Source organism: Streptomyces sp. KM273126 (assembly GCF_004337435.2).
Taxonomy (GTDB): Bacteria; Actinomycetota; Actinomycetes; order Streptomycetales; family Streptomycetaceae; genus Streptomyces; species Streptomyces acidicola.
This window is the reverse complement of record NZ_SJXB02000001.1, coordinates 3,731,075-3,746,832: the sequence shown is the minus strand read 5'-3', so window position 1 is coordinate 3,746,832 and position 15,758 is coordinate 3,731,075. Positions and strand designations below refer to the sequence as shown.

General features: G+C 70.4%; 16 protein-coding genes. 9 read left to right on the top strand and 7 right to left on the bottom strand.

The window, feature by feature from the left end:
• Positions 1–123: 123 nt before the first annotated feature.
• Positions 124–558 carry a PepSY domain-containing protein gene (locus E0500_RS16240; protein ID WP_131565577.1) on the bottom strand — a complete coding sequence of 145 codons (435 nt, stop codon included), beginning with the start codon at positions 556–558 and terminating at the stop codon, positions 124–126.
• 312 nt (positions 559–870) lie between these two features.
• Between E0500_RS16240 and E0500_RS16235 the strand changes: the two genes are divergently transcribed.
• Positions 871–1,620 carry a VOC family protein gene (locus tag E0500_RS16235; protein WP_131565579.1) on the top strand — a complete coding sequence of 250 codons (750 nt, stop codon included), beginning with the start codon at positions 871–873 and terminating at the stop codon, positions 1,618–1,620.
• An 83-nt stretch (positions 1,621–1,703) separates the two neighbouring features.
• On the opposite strand, the gene E0500_RS16230 is transcribed toward E0500_RS16235, so the two are convergent.
• The 3 genes from E0500_RS16230 to E0500_RS16220 form a co-directional block, all read right to left on the bottom strand.
• The gene (locus E0500_RS16230) at positions 1,704–1,895 is read right to left on the bottom strand and encodes a hypothetical protein (protein WP_131565581.1); all 192 of its coding nucleotides are present in this window, start codon (positions 1,893–1,895) and stop codon (positions 1,704–1,706) included.
• 299 nt (positions 1,896–2,194) lie between these two features.
• Entirely contained in the window at positions 2,195–3,277 is a 1,083-nt protein-coding gene (locus tag E0500_RS16225) for a family 2 encapsulin nanocompartment cargo protein polyprenyl transferase (RefSeq protein ID WP_399119289.1), read from the bottom strand.
• 372 nt (positions 3,278–3,649) lie between these two features.
• A complete protein-coding gene (locus tag E0500_RS16220; protein ID WP_131565583.1) occupies positions 3,650–5,053 on the bottom strand; it encodes a family 2B encapsulin nanocompartment shell protein in 1,404 nt (467 codons plus the stop codon).
• 352 nt (positions 5,054–5,405) lie between these two features.
• Between E0500_RS16220 and E0500_RS16215 the strand changes: the two genes are divergently transcribed.
• From E0500_RS16215 to E0500_RS16205, 3 genes are all read left to right on the top strand, one after another.
• Positions 5,406–5,639: a hypothetical protein gene (locus E0500_RS16215; RefSeq protein ID WP_131565585.1), complete on the top strand. Its 234-nt coding sequence runs from the start codon at positions 5,406–5,408 to the stop codon at positions 5,637–5,639.
• 263 nt (positions 5,640–5,902) lie between these two features.
• A complete protein-coding gene (locus E0500_RS16210) occupies positions 5,903–6,493 on the top strand; it encodes an N-acetylmuramoyl-L-alanine amidase (RefSeq protein WP_131565588.1) in 591 nt (196 codons plus the stop codon).
• Between the two features lie 221 nt (positions 6,494–6,714).
• Positions 6,715–7,611 (top strand): 1-aminocyclopropane-1-carboxylate deaminase/D-cysteine desulfhydrase, encoded by an 897-nt coding sequence (locus tag E0500_RS16205; RefSeq protein WP_181587025.1) that lies wholly within the window; start codon positions 6,715–6,717, stop codon positions 7,609–7,611.
• Between the two features lie 69 nt (positions 7,612–7,680).
• On the opposite strand, the gene E0500_RS16200 is transcribed toward E0500_RS16205, so the two are convergent.
• Complete coding sequence (locus E0500_RS16200; protein ID WP_131564603.1) at positions 7,681–9,279, bottom strand: Na+/H+ antiporter; 1,599 nt, start codon at positions 9,277–9,279, stop codon at positions 7,681–7,683.
• A 59-nt stretch (positions 9,280–9,338) separates the two neighbouring features.
• Here E0500_RS16200 and E0500_RS16195 point away from each other — a divergent pair, with 59 nt between their 5' ends.
• The 3 genes from E0500_RS16195 to E0500_RS16185 all read left to right on the top strand — a co-directional run bounded on the left by E0500_RS16195 (position 9,339) and on the right by E0500_RS16185 (position 11,434).
• Positions 9,339–9,599 (top strand): UBP-type zinc finger domain-containing protein, encoded by a 261-nt coding sequence (locus tag E0500_RS16195; RefSeq protein WP_131564605.1) that lies wholly within the window; start codon positions 9,339–9,341, stop codon positions 9,597–9,599.
• A 315-nt stretch (positions 9,600–9,914) separates the two neighbouring features.
• Positions 9,915–10,328: an anti-sigma factor gene (locus tag E0500_RS16190; protein ID WP_015657891.1), complete on the top strand. Its 414-nt coding sequence runs from the start codon at positions 9,915–9,917 to the stop codon at positions 10,326–10,328.
• A 17-nt stretch (positions 10,329–10,345) separates the two neighbouring features.
• Entirely contained in the window at positions 10,346–11,434 is a 1,089-nt protein-coding gene (locus E0500_RS16185) for an RNA polymerase sigma factor SigF (protein WP_399119285.1), read from the top strand.
• A gap of 57 nt (positions 11,435–11,491) precedes the next feature.
• Here E0500_RS16185 and E0500_RS16180 read toward each other — a convergent pair whose 3' ends face one another.
• Positions 11,492–11,941: a hypothetical protein gene (locus E0500_RS16180; RefSeq protein WP_131564609.1), complete on the bottom strand. Its 450-nt coding sequence runs from the start codon at positions 11,939–11,941 to the stop codon at positions 11,492–11,494.
• A gap of 184 nt (positions 11,942–12,125) precedes the next feature.
• Here E0500_RS16180 and E0500_RS16175 point away from each other — a divergent pair, with 184 nt between their 5' ends.
• The gene (locus E0500_RS16175) at positions 12,126–13,091 is read left to right on the top strand and encodes a diacylglycerol kinase family protein (RefSeq protein ID WP_131564611.1); all 966 of its coding nucleotides are present in this window, start codon (positions 12,126–12,128) and stop codon (positions 13,089–13,091) included.
• A 317-nt stretch (positions 13,092–13,408) separates the two neighbouring features.
• Positions 13,409–13,666, top strand: a complete 258-nt coding sequence (locus E0500_RS16170; protein ID WP_003992873.1) for a WhiB family transcriptional regulator — start codon at positions 13,409–13,411, stop codon at positions 13,664–13,666.
• 319 nt (positions 13,667–13,985) lie between these two features.
• On the opposite strand, the gene E0500_RS16165 is transcribed toward E0500_RS16170, so the two are convergent.
• Complete coding sequence (locus E0500_RS16165) at positions 13,986–15,461, bottom strand: sensor histidine kinase (RefSeq protein WP_131564613.1); 1,476 nt, start codon at positions 15,459–15,461, stop codon at positions 13,986–13,988.
• Positions 15,462–15,758: the final 297 nt, after the last annotated feature.

Sequence of the window (15,758 nt, the reverse complement as noted above, 5' to 3'; positions counted from 1 at the left end):
GTCCGGGCGCCTCACCGGCGGGCCGACGGCTCGTTCCACCGCCACCGCCGGCAACACGCGGGCGCCCCGCCGCACCAGGGGGAACTGGTGCCACGGGGCGCACACGAGAGGGGATGGCCAGGCTCAGTCGTCGTCGAAACCGTCACCGCGGTCGTCGTCGCCCCCGGAGTCCTCGAAGTCCCCTGAGTCACCCGCGTCCTCGCCCACGATCTCTCCCGTGAAGGCGTCGACAAGGGCCTCGATCGAGCCGCCCCCCAGTTGCGCCTCGACCTCCCAGACCGCCCGGCCCCCCTCCTCGTCCAGTTCCACCTTGACCACGCGCGCACCCGGTTCGGCGGCGGTGACGGTCTCGGCAGCGTCGACGGCGTTGACGGGACGCGGCCCGAACCGTGCGTCCAACTCCGGGTCGATCTCGATCTCGAAGCTCGGTGCGGCGGCGGTGCGGACCGCCTCCCGCGAGGGCGAGTCGGTCTCGCCGGCCGTGGCGAACGCGGCGCCCACCGTGCCGGAGAGCAGAAGCCCGCCGCCGATAATGCTCAGCACCTTCATCTTGCCCATGGTTGTCCTCCTGGGAATGCGACCTGCCCGGCCGCCGGACCGCCGGGAGAGAGTCGCGGTCAACAGACCTCACCCGGGGGAACCGGCACCACCAGTGCATGCAGGAGGACGCTAGCGACCGGCGCCCAGCGCAAGGTTAAGGAAAGGAAGGGCGCAGGTCAGGCAGGGCGCACGAGGCAGGCCGCCGCTCTACGGTCACCTGAGTGGGTCAGCCACGGTCGACCGGCGCACACGGCCCCCCCTGGTCAACGGCCCCTGCCGCCACACCGACAGCATGAACTGATCCGAACCATACGAGAGCGAGCGGCGCGCATGACCGGAACGATCCGATGGGCTTACGCCTTTGTGGACAGGCCGATGGCCCGGTTCGCCCAGGCGTGTGACTTCTGGACGGCGGTCACCGCCACCGGGCTGTCCGAACCCCGGGGCGAGCGGGACGAGTTCGTCACGCTGCTGCCCGAGGCCGCCGACGCCTGTGTGAAGGCGCAGGGGGTCGTGGAGGGGGACGCGGGCGCTCATGTCGACCTCGCCGTCGAGGACGCACCGGCCCTGGTCGACACGGCGGTCCGGCTGGGTGCCGAGGTCGTCGCCCCGCTCCACGTGGGGAGCGTGCTCCGCTCCCCCGGCGGCCAGTTGTTCTGCGCGGTGCAGTGGCACGGTGAGTCCGTACGGCCACCGGTGGTCGAGGGAAGCCGCCTGGACCAGGTGTGCATCGACGTGGCCCCGGCCGCGTTCACCACCGAGGTCGCCTTCTGGACCAACCTCACGGGCTGGGACTCGCGACCGGGCTCACTTCCTGAGTTCCACGTACTGACGCCGCCCGCCGGCCTCCCCCTGCGCATCCTCCTCCAACGCCTCGGCACCGACCGCCCCGTCTCTGCCCATCTCGACCTCGCGTGCGCCGACATCGACGCGGTCCGGGCCCGCCACGAGGACCTCGGCGCCACGTTCGTCGCCGCCGGCGCCCACTGGACGGTGATGCGGGACCCGGCGGGCGGCACGTACTGCCTGACGAGCCGCGACCCGGAGACGGGCGGCCTGCCAGTCGCCCGTCTCGCGTAAGAACTACGGCTTCAGAGCTACGGTTTCAGAGCCACGGCTTGAGTGCTACGGCTTCGGCCTGGCGGGCCCCACGGCACTCCGGGCTACTTCGTGGCCTCCTTCGGCGGCACGCTCGCGGTGCCCTCCTCAGCCTCCTCGACATACGCCCCGCACTGGGGGTTCCGGCACGGTCCGGGGCCCCAGACGGGCACCCAGGCGCCGAGCGTCTTGTGCCGCCGTACCACGGTGGCCACGGGCTGTCCGCAGACCGGACAGACACGCTCATCCCTGTCCATGCCCTCAGGGTATGGCGGGACGGGGCCCCGCGCTCCCCCTCCGCAGAGCCGGCGCTTCCGGGTGACGAAATCCGCACGGCGGTCCACACGGCGGTCCGCTCGCCGGGGAACGGGCAGGAGCCGGGCAGGGTGACGGCGAGACGGGTGGGCCCCGCGCACCGTGGGGATGCGCGGGACCCGCCCTGACCGGAGCCACCGATGCTGTAAGGGTCAGTTCAGCACGGGACCGGCAGCTCCGGGGCCTTCACCTTCAGGGTCTCTACTCTGAGCAGCCGCGCCACTCTGAGTAGCCGCGCCGCTCAGTTGCTGCGCCGCGTCACGAACTCCGCCAGCGCGAGGAGGCCACCCGCCGCCTCCGGGTCCGGGACCGCCCGGGACAGCTCGTGCATCGCCCGTGACATACGGTCGGCCGCCTGGCACTGGGCCCAGTCACGGCCACCTGCCCGCTCCACCGCGAGGACCGTGCGCTCCAGCTCCCCCGCTTCGTACGGCAGTCCGTACAGCTCGGCGAGTTCGGCCGCCGCCGGGGTGCCGGACGCGAGGGCGGCGACGACGGGCAGCGACTTCTTGCGGGCCATGAGGTCCGCCCCGGCCGGCTTGCCGGTGCGCCTCGGGTCACCCCAGATGCCGATCACATCGTCGATGAGCTGGAAGGCGAGCCCGGCCTCACGTCCGAACGCGTCCAGCGCCTCCACGCCTTCCTCGCTCGCCCCCGCATACAGCCCTCCCAGCGCACAGGCGCATCCGAGCAGCGCGCCCGTCTTGGCCTCGGCCATGGCGAGCACCTCGTCGAGAGTGACCTCGTCGGGGCTGCGCTTCTCCATGGCCGTGTCCGCGTGCTGGCCCTCGCACAGCTCGATGACACAGGCCGCGAGCCGGGCGGCGGCCGCCGAGGACGCCGGGTGCGGGTCCTCGGCGAGCAGCCGCTGGGCCAGCGCCTGGAGGGCGTCCCCCGCGAGGATCGCGCCTGCGTCGCCGAACACGGCCCACGCGGTGGGCCGGTGCCTGCGGGTGGCGTCCCGGTCCATGACGTCGTCATGGAGCAGCGTGAAGTTGTGCACCAGCTCCACCGCCGCCGCTGCCGACACGGCGACGGACTGCGACCCACCGAGTGCCGAGGCCGCGGCCAGCACGAGTGCAGGGCGTATGGCCTTGCCCGCGTTGCCCATCGCCGGGGTGCCGTCCGCGTGTTCCCAGCCGAAGTGGTAGCGCGCGATCCGGCGCATCGAGCCCGGCAACGACTCGACGGCCCGGCGCAGCTCGGGGTCCACCGACGCCCGCGTCCGCTCCAGGATTCCCGCCGCCTCCTGCGCGTCGAGGGGGCTCGACGAGCCCTGCCGTCCGATCGTCCCCGCGATGCCCGCCGGACCGGCGGTTCTCACCTCACCGACGGGGTGAATCGGACGTGCGGGACCCGCCGAGCCAGCCGAACCGGCGCCCCCTGCGGAGCTGCCCGGAGGTGCCGGAGCATCCGGGAACGCCGAAGCAACCGGGTATACCGACCCCCCTGGATCATCTGTCGAGCCTGTCGGCCCCATGGAACTCGCGATGGGGCTCAGCCTTTCCAGGATCTCGGTCGGGCTCTGTGTCGCGTGTGTCGCATGTGTCGTCTCCGTCATGAACTCACCCGTGGGGCCGCCTTGGAGAGTCCCCGGACGGTGGCGTTTCGGCTTCCCTCGGGCGCCTCCCCAGCGGTGTGACCGGGAGGCGTACCCGACATGGCGAACACGGACACGGGGTGCGGGAGGGGTCGGTCACGACCAACGACCGATCTCGACGTTCTCCAGGACGCCGAGCGCGTCCGGGACCAGGACCGCCGCCGAGTAGTAGGCCGTCACCAGGTACTTGATGATCGCCTGTTCGTTGATGCCCATGAACCGAACGGACAGGCTCGGCTCGATCTCGTCCGGGATGCCCGACTGCCGGAGCCCGATGACACCCTGCTCCTCCTCTCCGGTACGCATACAGATGATGGACGTCGTCCTGGCGTCGCTGACCGGGATCTTGTTGCACGGGAAGATCGGCACTCCGCGCCAGGTGGGGATGCGGTTGCCCGCGATCTCGACGCTCTCCGGCACGAGCCCGCGCTTGTTGCACTCGCGGCCGAACGCGGCGATCGCACGCGGGTGGGCGAGGAACAGCTTGGATCCGCGCCGACGGCTGAGCAGCTCGTCCAGGTCGTTGGGGCTGGGCACGCCGTCGTGCGGTTGCAGCCGCTGGTCGTACTCGCAGTTGTGGAGCAGCCCGAACTCGCGGTTGTTGATGAGCTCGTGCTCCTGGCGTTCCTTCAACGCCTCGACCGTCAGCCGGAGTTGCTGCTCCGTCTGGTTCATCGGCTGGTTGTAGAGGTCCGCCACGCGCGTGTGGACGCGCAGGACGGTCTGGGCGACGCTCAGTTCGTACTCGCGCGGCGCGGCCTCGTAGTCCACGAACGTGTGCGGGATGTCCGGCTCGCCGGTGTGGCCGGCGGCGAGCTCGATCTCCTTCTCGCCATATTTGTTGGTGCGCTGCGAAGGGATGGAGCGCAGCTGCTGGAGGTGCTCACGCAGGGAGTCGGAGCGCTCGGCGATCTGGTCGAGGGCCTGACGGGGGAGAGCGAGGACGGTGCACGCGGTGACCGCGCGCGCCGTGTACTCCCAGATCGGGTCCGGGTCGAGGAGCGCCTGGTCGCCGAAGTACGCCCCGTCGGCGAGGACCCCGAGGACCGCGTCGTCCCCGTAGGGGCCCGTGCCGATCTTCTCCACCTTGCCGTGGGCGAGCAGGAGCACCTCGTCGGCCGGGCTGCCGAACTCCGCGAGCACCGTGCCGGGCTGGAACTCCCGCTGCTGACAGCGCCGGGCGAGCTCGCCCAGGACGTCGTCGTCCTCGTACGACCGCAGGGCCGGCAGTTCGCACAGCTCCGCGGGGATGACCGTGACCTGGTCGCCGGTCTTCACGAAGGTGATTCGGCCGTCGCCCACCGCGTAGCTGAGCCGCCGGTTCACCCGGTATGTGCCACCCTGCACGTTCGCCCACGGCAGCATCCGCAGCAGCCAGCGGGAGCTGATCTCCTGCATCTGGGGTGCGGACTTGGTGGTCGTGGCCAGGTTCCGCGCGGCCGCGGTGCCGAGACTCTGCTGCGGCTTCTCCTGCGCGTGAACCTCTTCGCCTACCGACATAAAGGAATGCCCTCCCGGTCGTGCCCTGATCTCGCGGTCATGCGCCGATCTCGCGGACAAGCCTTCCAGTGAGGAGCGTGATGGTGCTATTACCCGAAAGAGCGGGAATGGATCTTCGCCGGGCTGGGCACACTGAGGGCCTTTGTCGAGGGACACCGACGGCGAGGGAACGAGATGGCATGGGAACGCGGTGGCGGTGGGGCGGGAACTTCAAGATCCGGCCGCCCGTTTGATGCCATGACGGGCCCTTCGGCCAAATCGACCCACCGTCCATCCTCGAACCGCTCGACATTCATCCTCAAGCCACTCAGACCGTTCAAACCACTTGAACCACTCGACGACGGGAGACGTCATGGCAGGCTTCCTCGACCGTGCCAAGGAGCAGGCGCAGCGCGGCCTTGTTCAGGGCAAGCAGAAGCTCGACGAGGTGCAGAACCAGCGGGCCGGCGGCGATCTGCTGAAGAAGCTGGGCGCGGCGTACTACGCAGAGCGGCGCGGCACTGGTTCCCCGGCCGCCACGCAGCAGGCACTCCAGGCGCTGGAGGCCCACATCGCCACGCACGGGGACAGCTTCCTGCGCTCCTGAGGCGGGGGCGGCCCCTCGCGGTGCCACGCCTGCCCCGCTGCACAACCCGCTCGGCCCGCTCGACCCGCCCCTCCGGATCACGGGACGACCGTGGCGAGCAGTCCGACCATCACTCCGGACAAGCCCCGACGGCCCGGCAGCCGCCTGACCGGATCGGCTCGCACACCGTGCGAGCGACGGGTCGCGGCCGCCGGGTCGGGGGTACAGCAGCGGTACGAGGCGGCCGCGACAGGTGGCCGTTGCCCAGTGCGAAGGAGGCGGTCATGGCCTCACCCATGTCCGCGGGCACGTTTCTCACCATCCTCAAGGACGAGGGCGTCACGGTCGTCGAGGTCGGTGACTGGGAGCACCACAACCGCAACCACAAGGGCCCATGGGGTCCGGTCCACGGCGTGATGATCCACCACACGGTGACGTCGGGCAGCGAGAGAACCGTACAGATCTGCCGCGACGGCTACTCGGGCCTGCCCGGCCCGCTGTGCCACGGCGTCATCACCAAGGACGGCCACGTCCACCTCGTCGGCTACGGCCGGGCCAATCACGCGGGACTGGGTGACGACGACGTCCTGCGGGCGGTGATCGCCGAGACGGCCCTCCCGCCGGACAACGAGGCGAACACGGACGGCAACCGCCACTTCTACGGCTTCGAGTGCGAGAACCTCGGCGACGGCGAGGATCCCTGGCCCGAGGCCCAGTTGGACGCCATCGAGCGCGTCTCCGCGGCGGTCTGCCGCCACCACGGCTGGACGGCCCCCTCGGTGATCGGCCACCTTGAGTGGCAGCCGGGCAAGGTGGACCCCCGCGGCTTCACGATGGCGTCGATGAGGGAGCGCATCCAAAACCGGCTGGCGTGACCCGCACCTCCGGCTGAGGGCGGGGCGGGCCTGTCGGCCACCGCCCCGCGGAGACGCGGGCCTCGCCACGCGCCCTGTCCGGCCTGCGGCCGGGACACCCGCGCCCCGCCAAGGCCCCCAGGCACCCGCGCTCCACCACCTCACCCCACCACCGCACCTCGCCGATCCCCCGACCACCCCACCCCCACTCGCCCCCGCTCCCCCTGTCCGACAATGGGCAGGTGACCAGCCTCGCCGCCCTGCGACCGGACCTGCCGTCCCCCGTGCAGCACATCGACGACGAGCGGTTCGGGCGGCGCGGGGTGCGGCTGGTGCTGAAGCGGGACGATCTGATCCACCCGGAGCTGGTCGGGAACAAGTGGCGCAAGCTCGCCCCGAACCTGCGGGCCGCGGCGGGCCGCCCTGTGGTCACCTTCGGCGGGGCGTACTCGAATCATCTGCGGGCCACGGCCGCCGCGGGCCGCCTGCTGGGTGTGCCCACCGCGGGGGTGGTACGGGGCGAGGAGCTGGCAGACCGCCCCCTCAACCCGTCGCTGGCCCGGTGCTCGGCCGACGGAATGCGGCTGCACTTCGTCGCACGGTCGGCGTACCGCCGCAAGAGCGACCCGGCGACGCTGGCCGAGATTCTCCGTACCGTGGGCGCCGAGGACGCGTACGTCGTCCCCGAGGGCGGCAGCAACTCCCTCGCCGTGCGTGGCTGTCAGGAGCTCGGCGAGGAGCTGCGCGGCCGGGCCGATGTCGTGGCGTTGGCCTGTGGCACGGGCGGTACTCTCGCCGGGCTGGCCGCGGGTCTCACGTCCGGACAGCGCGCCCTGGGTGTGCCCGTCCTGCGGGGCGGTTTCCTGGAGGCCGAGATACGTATCCTCCAGCAGCGCGCCTTCGGCGGCCCCCGCGGCGACTGGTCCCTCGACGACCGCTTCCACTTCGGTGGCTACGCCCGCACCACCCCCGAACTCGACGCCTTCGCCGAGGCGTTCGAGCAGCGCCACGGACTGCCGGTCGAGCGGCTCTATGTGGCCAAGATGCTGTACGGGCTCGTCACCCTCGCCGAGGAGGGCGCCTTCCCCCGGGGGACCACCCTCGCGGCGGTGATCACCGGAGCGCCGTTCGCCACCTGAGCGGACCGAGCCGTTCCGGACGGAACCCGACCCCAGGGGCACACCCGGATTGACCGCACGCGCCCGTTCTCACTCCTCCGACTCCCGGTAGGCCGCAGCCTCCTCCAGGTCCAGTCTGCGCAGCAGGGTCCGAAGCATCTCGTCGTCGATGTACCGGCCGTCCCGGAGCCTCACGAAGACGGCTCGCTCGGCGCCGATCATCTCCCGCGAGAGGCGGCTGTAGGTGTCCGCTGCGGTCTCGCCGGTCAGCGGGTTCACCGAGCCCAGCCGCTCCCACACGGCGTTGCGGCGCCGTTCCAGGACCGAGCGGAGCCGGTCGGCCAGCGGCGGCGGCAGCGCGTTGCGCTCGTCGGCGAGCAGCTCGTCGAGGCGTGCGTCGGCGGCCCGGGAGGCCTGGGCCTGGGCGTTGGCCTCGGCGAGAGTCTCGGCATGGGAGTCACGCCCGGGCAGACGCAGCAGGCGGATCAGCGGGGGCAGGGTGAGCCCCTGGAGGACCAGGGTGCCGATGACCGTGGTGAAGGTCAGGAACAGCAGCAGGTTGCGCTCGGGGAAGGGCCCGCCACCGTTCACCGTCACGGGGATCGAGAAGGCGATGGCCAGCGACACCACGCCCCGCATTCCGGCCCAGCCCACGATGAAGGGAGCCTTCCAGGTGGGATTCTCCTCCCGTTCCCTGATCCGTCGCGAGAGCAACCGTGGCAGGAAGGTCGCCGGGTACACCCACACGAAGCGGGCGGCGACCACCACGGCGAAGAGGACTGCCGCGTACCAGGCGGCGCGTGTCCCCTCGTTCTCGCCGAGCCCCGTGACGACGACCTGCAATTGCAGTCCGATCAGTGCGAACACCGCCGACTCCAGCAGGAAGCCGACCATCTTCCAGACCGCCTCCTCCTGGAGCCGGGTCGCGAAGTCGACCTGCCAGTTGCGGAACCCCAGGTAGAGGCCGACAACGACCACGGCGAGCACTCCGGAGGCGTGCACCCACTCGGCGAGCCCGTACGCGACGAACGGGATCAGCAAGGAGAGGGTGTTCTGCAAAAGCGCCTCCTTCAAGTGGGTCCGCAGCCATTGGATCGGCACCATCAGCAGCAGCCCCACCGCGATCCCGCCGAACGCCGCCAGCACGAACTCGCCGATCGCGCCCGCCCAGGTCGCGCCCTCGCCGACGGCGGCCGCCAGGGCCACCCGGTACGCGGTGATCGCGGTGGCGTCGTTCACCAGGGACTCGCCCTGGAGGATCGTGGTGATCCGCGACGGCAGCCCCACCCTGCGCGCGACCGCCGTCGCCGCGACCGCGTCCGGCGGCGCCACCACCGCCCCGAGCACCAGTGCGGCGGTCAGCGGCAGCCCCGGCACGATCAGGTACGCGGCCCAGCCGACGACGAGCGTCGCGAACAGCACGTATCCGACGGACAGCAGCGCCACCGGCCGCAGTTGGGCCCGCAGGTCGAGGTACGAGCTCTCGGTGGCCGCCGTGTAGAGCAGCGGCGGCAGGATCAGCGGCAGCACGACATGCGGGTCGAGCGTGTACTCGGGCACCCCGGGCACGTACGAGACGGCCAGGCCGGCCGCGACGAGCAGCAGCGGCGGCGGCACCGGTGTGCGACGGGCGGCACCGGCGACGGCGGCACTGCCCGCGACCAGCAACAGCAGTGGCAACACGTCCATGATCCTCGCCGTCCTCTTTTCCGCGCCGCGTTCCGCGCGACCGTCGTAACCTGGCAATCATGAAACAGTGCACGCACGTCGACGCGCTGCCGGGTCCGGAGCCGGCGCCGCTGAGCGACACCTGCCCCGAGTGTCTGGCCGCCGGTACGCACCCGGTGCAACTGCGGCTGTGTCTGGCGTGCGGGTACGTCGGCTGCTGCGACACCTCGCCCGGCCGGCACGCGACCGAGCACTACAAGGAGAGCGGCCACCCCATCATGCGGACCTTCGAACCTGGCGAGAGCTGGCGATGGTGCTTTGTCGACCACGTACTCGTGTGACGCGCGTCCACCGGGCACGCGACCAAAGAACCGTAATGCGCATGACACAGGCGCCGCGATGGCGTAGTCATGTGACACGGTTCGACGGTCTGACGTGTGGGTACGTCAATGCGGCGCGCGCTCTTCCTATTTGAGGCCCGCAGACCCCTAGCCACCGAGCGTGTTCATGTGCTTACTATGAGTGACAGCACGAGACGGGGTCACCGGGACACGGAACGTGGGAGCGCGGTAGCGTCACCGCTGAACCACATAGCGCGTTACCCCGGGGGGCGACCCTCGGACCCCGAAACAGCTTGTACCACCTTGGAGGTGAGGGTGTCCCAGATCGCAGGCGAGCCCGCGACCCAGGACTTCGTGGAAGTCCGGCTGCCGGCTGCGGGTGCCTACCTGTCGGTGCTGCGTACGGCCACGGCCGGCCTCGCGGCCCGTTTGGACTTCACCCTCGACGAGATCGAGGACCTGCGCATCGCGGTAGACGAGGCCTGCGCGATCCTGCTTCAGCAGGCCGTGCCGGGCTCGGTGCTCAGTTGCGTCTTCCGACTCGTCGACGACTCGCTCGAGGTGACGGTCTCCGCCCCGACCACGGACGGCCACGCCCCCTCGCGGGACACCTTCGCCTGGACCGTCCTGTCGGCCCTCGCGGGCAAGGTGTCGTCCGCCGTCGACGACGACAAAACCGTTTCGATCAGCCTCTACAAACAGCGCGGCGCGGGACCCGGGCCGGCGTGAAGAACGGGGAAGGGCCGGTGCGGGACGAAGAGCGCGGCACACGGGAACTTCCCGCCGGGGGCACGGATGGCCCGGGCGGGCCGCGGCACTGGGCGGACGGCGTCGACGGCATCCCCGAGCAGGCCCGGCCGCACCCCGAGGACGATTCCTCGGCGGCGGTCGGCGCGCCCCAACGGGCGGAGCCGACCGACGACCAGGAGCACGGGGAGCTCTCCGACGGGCGAAGGAATCCGGAGGGTGCCGTACGGAGCACCACGTCCTCGGAAGGGCGGCGTCGGGTGACGGCGGGCGGGACTATGAGCGAGCACGAGCGGAACGGTGAGCAGAGCGTGCAGGGCACGCAGCACGACCCCCACGACCGCAGCGGGGCGCGGGCGATGTTCGTCGAGCTGCGCGCGCTGAAGGAGGGCAGCGCCGAGTACGCGGAGCTGCGCAACCAGCTGGTCCGGATGCACCTGCCGCTCGTCGAGCACCTCGCGCGCCGCTTCCGCAACCGCGGCGAGCCGCTGGACGACCTCACCCAGGTCGCCACCATCGGCCTGATCAAGTCGGTGGACCGCTTCGACCCGGACCGGGGAGTCGAGTTCTCGACCTACGCCACGCCCACCGTGGTCGGCGAGATCAAGCGCCACTTCCGCGACAAGGGCTGGGCGGTCCGCGTCCCCCGCCGGCTCCAGGAGCTGCGCCTGGCGCTCACCACGGCCACGGCGGAGCTCTCCCAGCAGCACGGCCGCTCCCCCACCGTCCACGAGCTGGCCGAGAAGCTGTCCATCTCGGAGGAAGAGGTCCTGGAGGGCCTGGAGTCGGCGAACGCCTACTCGACCCTCTCCCTGGACGTCCCCGACACGGACGACGAGTCACCCGCGGTGGCGGACACCCTGGGCGCGGAGGACGAGGCGCTGGAGGGCGTCGAGTACCGCGAGTCGCTCAAGCCGCTCCTGGAGGATCTCCCCCCACGGGAGAAGCGAATCCTCCTGCTCCGCTTCTTCGGCAACATGACCCAGTCGCAGATCGCCCAGGAAGTCGGCATCTCCCAGATGCACGTCTCCCGTCTGCTGGCCCGCACCCTGGCCCAGCTCCGGGAGAAACTCCTGGTCGAGGAGTAGCCCCTCGCGGCGCCCACCGCTCCGCCAGGGCGTACCGCTCCGCGGGGGCGCTCCTCGCTACTTCTGGTCCTGCACGTCCCCCGGCCCTCGGATGCCGAGAGCCCGGGTCGTCGCCGGGTTCACCAGGAGAACGAGCGCGGTGACCGCGACGACCGCGAGGACGATCCCACCCGGGATGGCCAAGCTGTCGGCCTGGAGGAGGTTGTACGCCACCGGGAGCGCCATGATCTGTGTGATGACCGCCGGCCCCCGGCTCCAGCTGCGCCGCAGGAACAGTCCCCGCGCGGCGAGCAGGGGCAGCAACGCGAGCACGATCAGGGTGACTCCCCCGGTGACGGCCTGCTGACGATCGTCCGGGTCACCGGCCAGCCCCAGCACGAGCATGGCTCCACCCCCCACGGCGAGGGCCAGCCCCTCCAGCGCGGCCAGCGCTGCCGCGGCGGTCAGCCGTCCGGGGCGGGTCTCGGCGTCGGAGTTCTCGGGGTTGCGGTTCTGCTCAGAGCTCACGCGAGGAAGCGTATCCCTCCGGGGGTGCAGGCTGACGGTCCCGTCTGCCGGGGTCTGCGGACAGGCACCAACGCAGCGGACGAACCGGGCCGACAGGCACCAAAAAGCCCATCACTCCACGTTCTCCCACCCACCCCCTACCTCGAAGTGGGCCGAGTACCACCCTGTGGGTACGCTGCATCGCATGCGTGCACTTCTCGTGGTCAATCCGGCGGCAACCACCACAAGCGCACGTACGCGCGATGTCCTGATCCACGCCCTCGCGAGCGAGATGAAGCTCGACGCGGTCACGACGGAGTACCGCGGGCACGCACGCGACCTCGGCCGGCAGGCGGCGGACGAGGATACCGACCTGGTCATCACGCTCGGCGGCGACGGCACGATCAACGAGGTCGTGAACGGCCTCCTCCACGAGGGCCCCGACCCCGACCGCCTCCCGCGCCTCGCCGTGGTCCCCGGCGGGTCCACCAATGTCTTCGCCCGCGCCCTGGGCCTTCCCAACGACGCGGTGGAAGCGACCGGCGCCCTCCTGGACGCCCTGCGTCAGGGCAGCGAGCGCACGGTGGGCCTGGGTCTCGCCGCCGGGACCCCGGGCAGCGAGGACGAGGGCGTCCCCGCCCGCTGGTTCACCTTCAACGCCGGCCTGGGCTTCGACGCCGGCGTGGTCGGCCGCGTCGAACAGCACCGCGAACGCGGCAAGCGCTCCACGCACTCCCTCTATCTGCGCCAGGCGATACGCCAGTTCCTCGGGGAACCCCACCGCCGCCAGGGAACCATCACACTGGAGCGCCCCGGCGCCGACCCGGTGACCGATTTGGTGCTGTCGATAGTCTGCAACACCTCTCCGTGGACGTATCTGGGCAATCGCCCGGTGTACGCGTCACCTAAGGCCTCGTTCGATAAGGGACTCGACGTACTCGGCCTCAGCCGCATGTCGACGGTCGCGGTTGCCCGGTATGGCACCCAGTTGCTCACTTCGTCCCCCGAGCGGGGACCTCACGGCAGGCATGCGACATCCCTCCATGACCTGACCGACTTCACCTTGCATTCGAAGGTGCCACTCCCGCTTCAGATGGACGGCGACCACCTCGGGCTGCGTACGAGCGTGACGTTCACAGGCGTACGCCGTGCACTGCGTGTGATTGTGTGAGCGGAACACGCAAAAGTCCTTCCACTCGAACGTTTAGCCCAGGGTCCACCCCATGGAAGTACGGCTGTGACCTAGTCGACACCGAGGAATCAAAAAAAACTTTCCGGAAGGGGTTGTATCCGCCGCTGAGGTTTGCGAGTCTCTACGTGGCGCTCGGGACAGCCCGCAACATCGGCCCCACAGAGCACCGGAACCCCTCCTCAAACCCAAGGACCACACCAGTCCGTCTGGTGATCGGCCCTTCACTTGTTGAGGGATTCGTGAAAGCGTTCACATTCACAAGCAACGTGCAAGTAACACCAAGAGAGGTAGCAGCCATGGACTGGCGTCACAACGCCGTTTGCCGCGAGGAAGACCCCGAGCTGTTCTTCCCCATCGGCAACACCGGTCCTGCGCTGCTGCAGATCGAGGAAGCCAAGGCTGTCTGCCGTCGCTGCCCGGTGATCGAGCAGTGTCTGCAGTGGGCGCTTGAGTCCGGTCAGGACTCCGGCGTCTGGGGTGGTCTCAGCGAGGACGAGCGCCGCGCCATGAAGCGCCGCGCCGCCCGCAACCGGGCCCGTCAGGCCTCCGCCTGACATCCCACCCAGCAATAGCCTGAGCTTGGCGGCGCGTACAGCGAGTATGCATCTCCCGCCCCCGAGCCGCAGCGCGCAGTGCCCCCGATGCGCATGATTCAGAGCATCTGAGCCCCGGACCGATTCCTGGTCCGGGGCTCATCGCTTTTTTGACGCTGCTTCTGCACGCCGCTTCTGTACGCCTGTTTTGCAGGTGTGTTCTGCAGGTGTGTTCCGTAGGTGTGTTCTGTACGCGTGTTCCGTACGCCACCCGCAGTCGCGGAGCCGTTCGCGTGCGCAATGAATGTGAACGTCCTGCGTACGCCTACTTCTGCGCCCGCTACTTCTGCGCCCGCACCGGAACGTCGAGGAGCACCCGCGTCCCCCGCTCCGGCGCCGGCACCATGTCGAACGTGCCGCCCAACTCCCCCTCCACCAGCGTCCGTACGATCTGCAGGCCGAGATTGCCCGAGCTGTGCGGGTCGAAGCCCTCGGGGAGGCCGACGCCGTCGTCCTGGACGGTGACGAGAAGGCGGGCTTCCTTCGTCGTGCCGCCGCGCACCACCGAGACCTCCACGGTGCCGGTCTCGCCCTCACGGAAGCCGTGCTCGAGGGCGTTCTGCAGGATTTCCGTGAGGACCATGGAGAGCGGGGTCGCCACCTCCGCGTCCAGGATTCCGAACCGGCCGCTGCGCCGGCCCGTGACCTTGCCCGGAGAGATCTCCGCGACCATGGCGAGGACGCGGTCGGCGATCTCGTCGAACTCCACTCGCTCGTCCAGGTTCTGCGACAGCGTCTCGTGCACGATCGCGATGGACCCGACCCGCCGTACGGCCTCTTCGAGGGCCGCACGACCGCGCTCCGACTCGATGCGCCGGGCCTGGAGACGCAGGAGCGCGGCCACCGTCTGGAGGTTGTTCTTGACGCGGTGGTGGATCTCCCGGATCGTCGCGTCCTTCGTCATCAACTCACGCTCGCGGCGGCGCAGTTCGGTGACGTCCCTGAGGAGGACCAGTGAGCCGATACGGGTGCCCTTGGGCTTGAGCGGGATCGCGCGGAACTGGATGACCCCGTCGCGGGCCTCGATCTCGAACTCGCGTGGCGCCCAGCCGCTGGCCACCTTGGCGAGGGCCTCGTCCACCGGGCCCCGGGACGGGGCGAGTTCGGCGGTCGTCAGGCCGAGGTGGTGACCCACCAGGTCGGCGGCGAGACCGAGGCGGTGGTAGGCGGAGAGGGCGTTCGGGGAGGCGTACTGGACGAGGCCGTCGGCGTCCAGCCGGATCAGTCCGTCGCCCACGCGCGGCGACGCGTCCATCTCGACCTGCTGGTTCGGGAACGGAAACGATCCGGCAGCGATCATCTGGGCGAGGTCGGACGCGCTCTGGAGATACGTCAGTTCGAGGCGGCTCGGGGTGCGCACGGTCAGCAGGTTGGTGTTGCGCGCGATGACACCGAGGACGCGGCCCTCCCGCCGCACGGGGATGGACTCGACCCGCACGGGGACCTCCTCGCGCCACTCCGGGTCGCCCTCGCGCACGATCCTGCCCTCGTCCAGGGCCGCGTCCAGGAGGGGTCTGCGGCCGCGCGGGACGAGGTGGCCGACCATGTCGTCCTGGTACGAGGTGGGGCCCGTGTTGGGGCGCATCTGGGCGACGGAGACGTAGCGGGTGCCGTCGTGGGTGGGGACCCAGAGGACGAGGTCGGCGAAGGAGAGGTCCGAGAGCAGCTGCCACTCCGACACCAGCAGGTGCAGCCACTCCAGGTCGGAGTCGCTGAGGGCGGTGTGCTGGCGTACGAGTTCGTTCATGGAGGGCACGTGTGCGAGCGTACCTGGCGGTTCGGACAGGGCCGCCAAGCCGTGGGAGCACCCTCTGGCACGGCCCCGGAAACACCCGCGGGCCGCGGCGCCTGAGAGGGACCCTCAACCCTCCCGGCACCGCAGCCCGGAGCAGCATCGGCCGCGGGGTGTGCGGTCCCGGTCGGCCGAAGGATGAGGAGCCGGAGCAGTCAGGGCAGAGAGCGCCGGTTCCTCGGTCCGCCTTCCTGTGCGGGGAAGACGGAGGCTTGTGGTTCGCATGCTTGGTGGTTACACGCTCTACCTAGGCATTGTGGA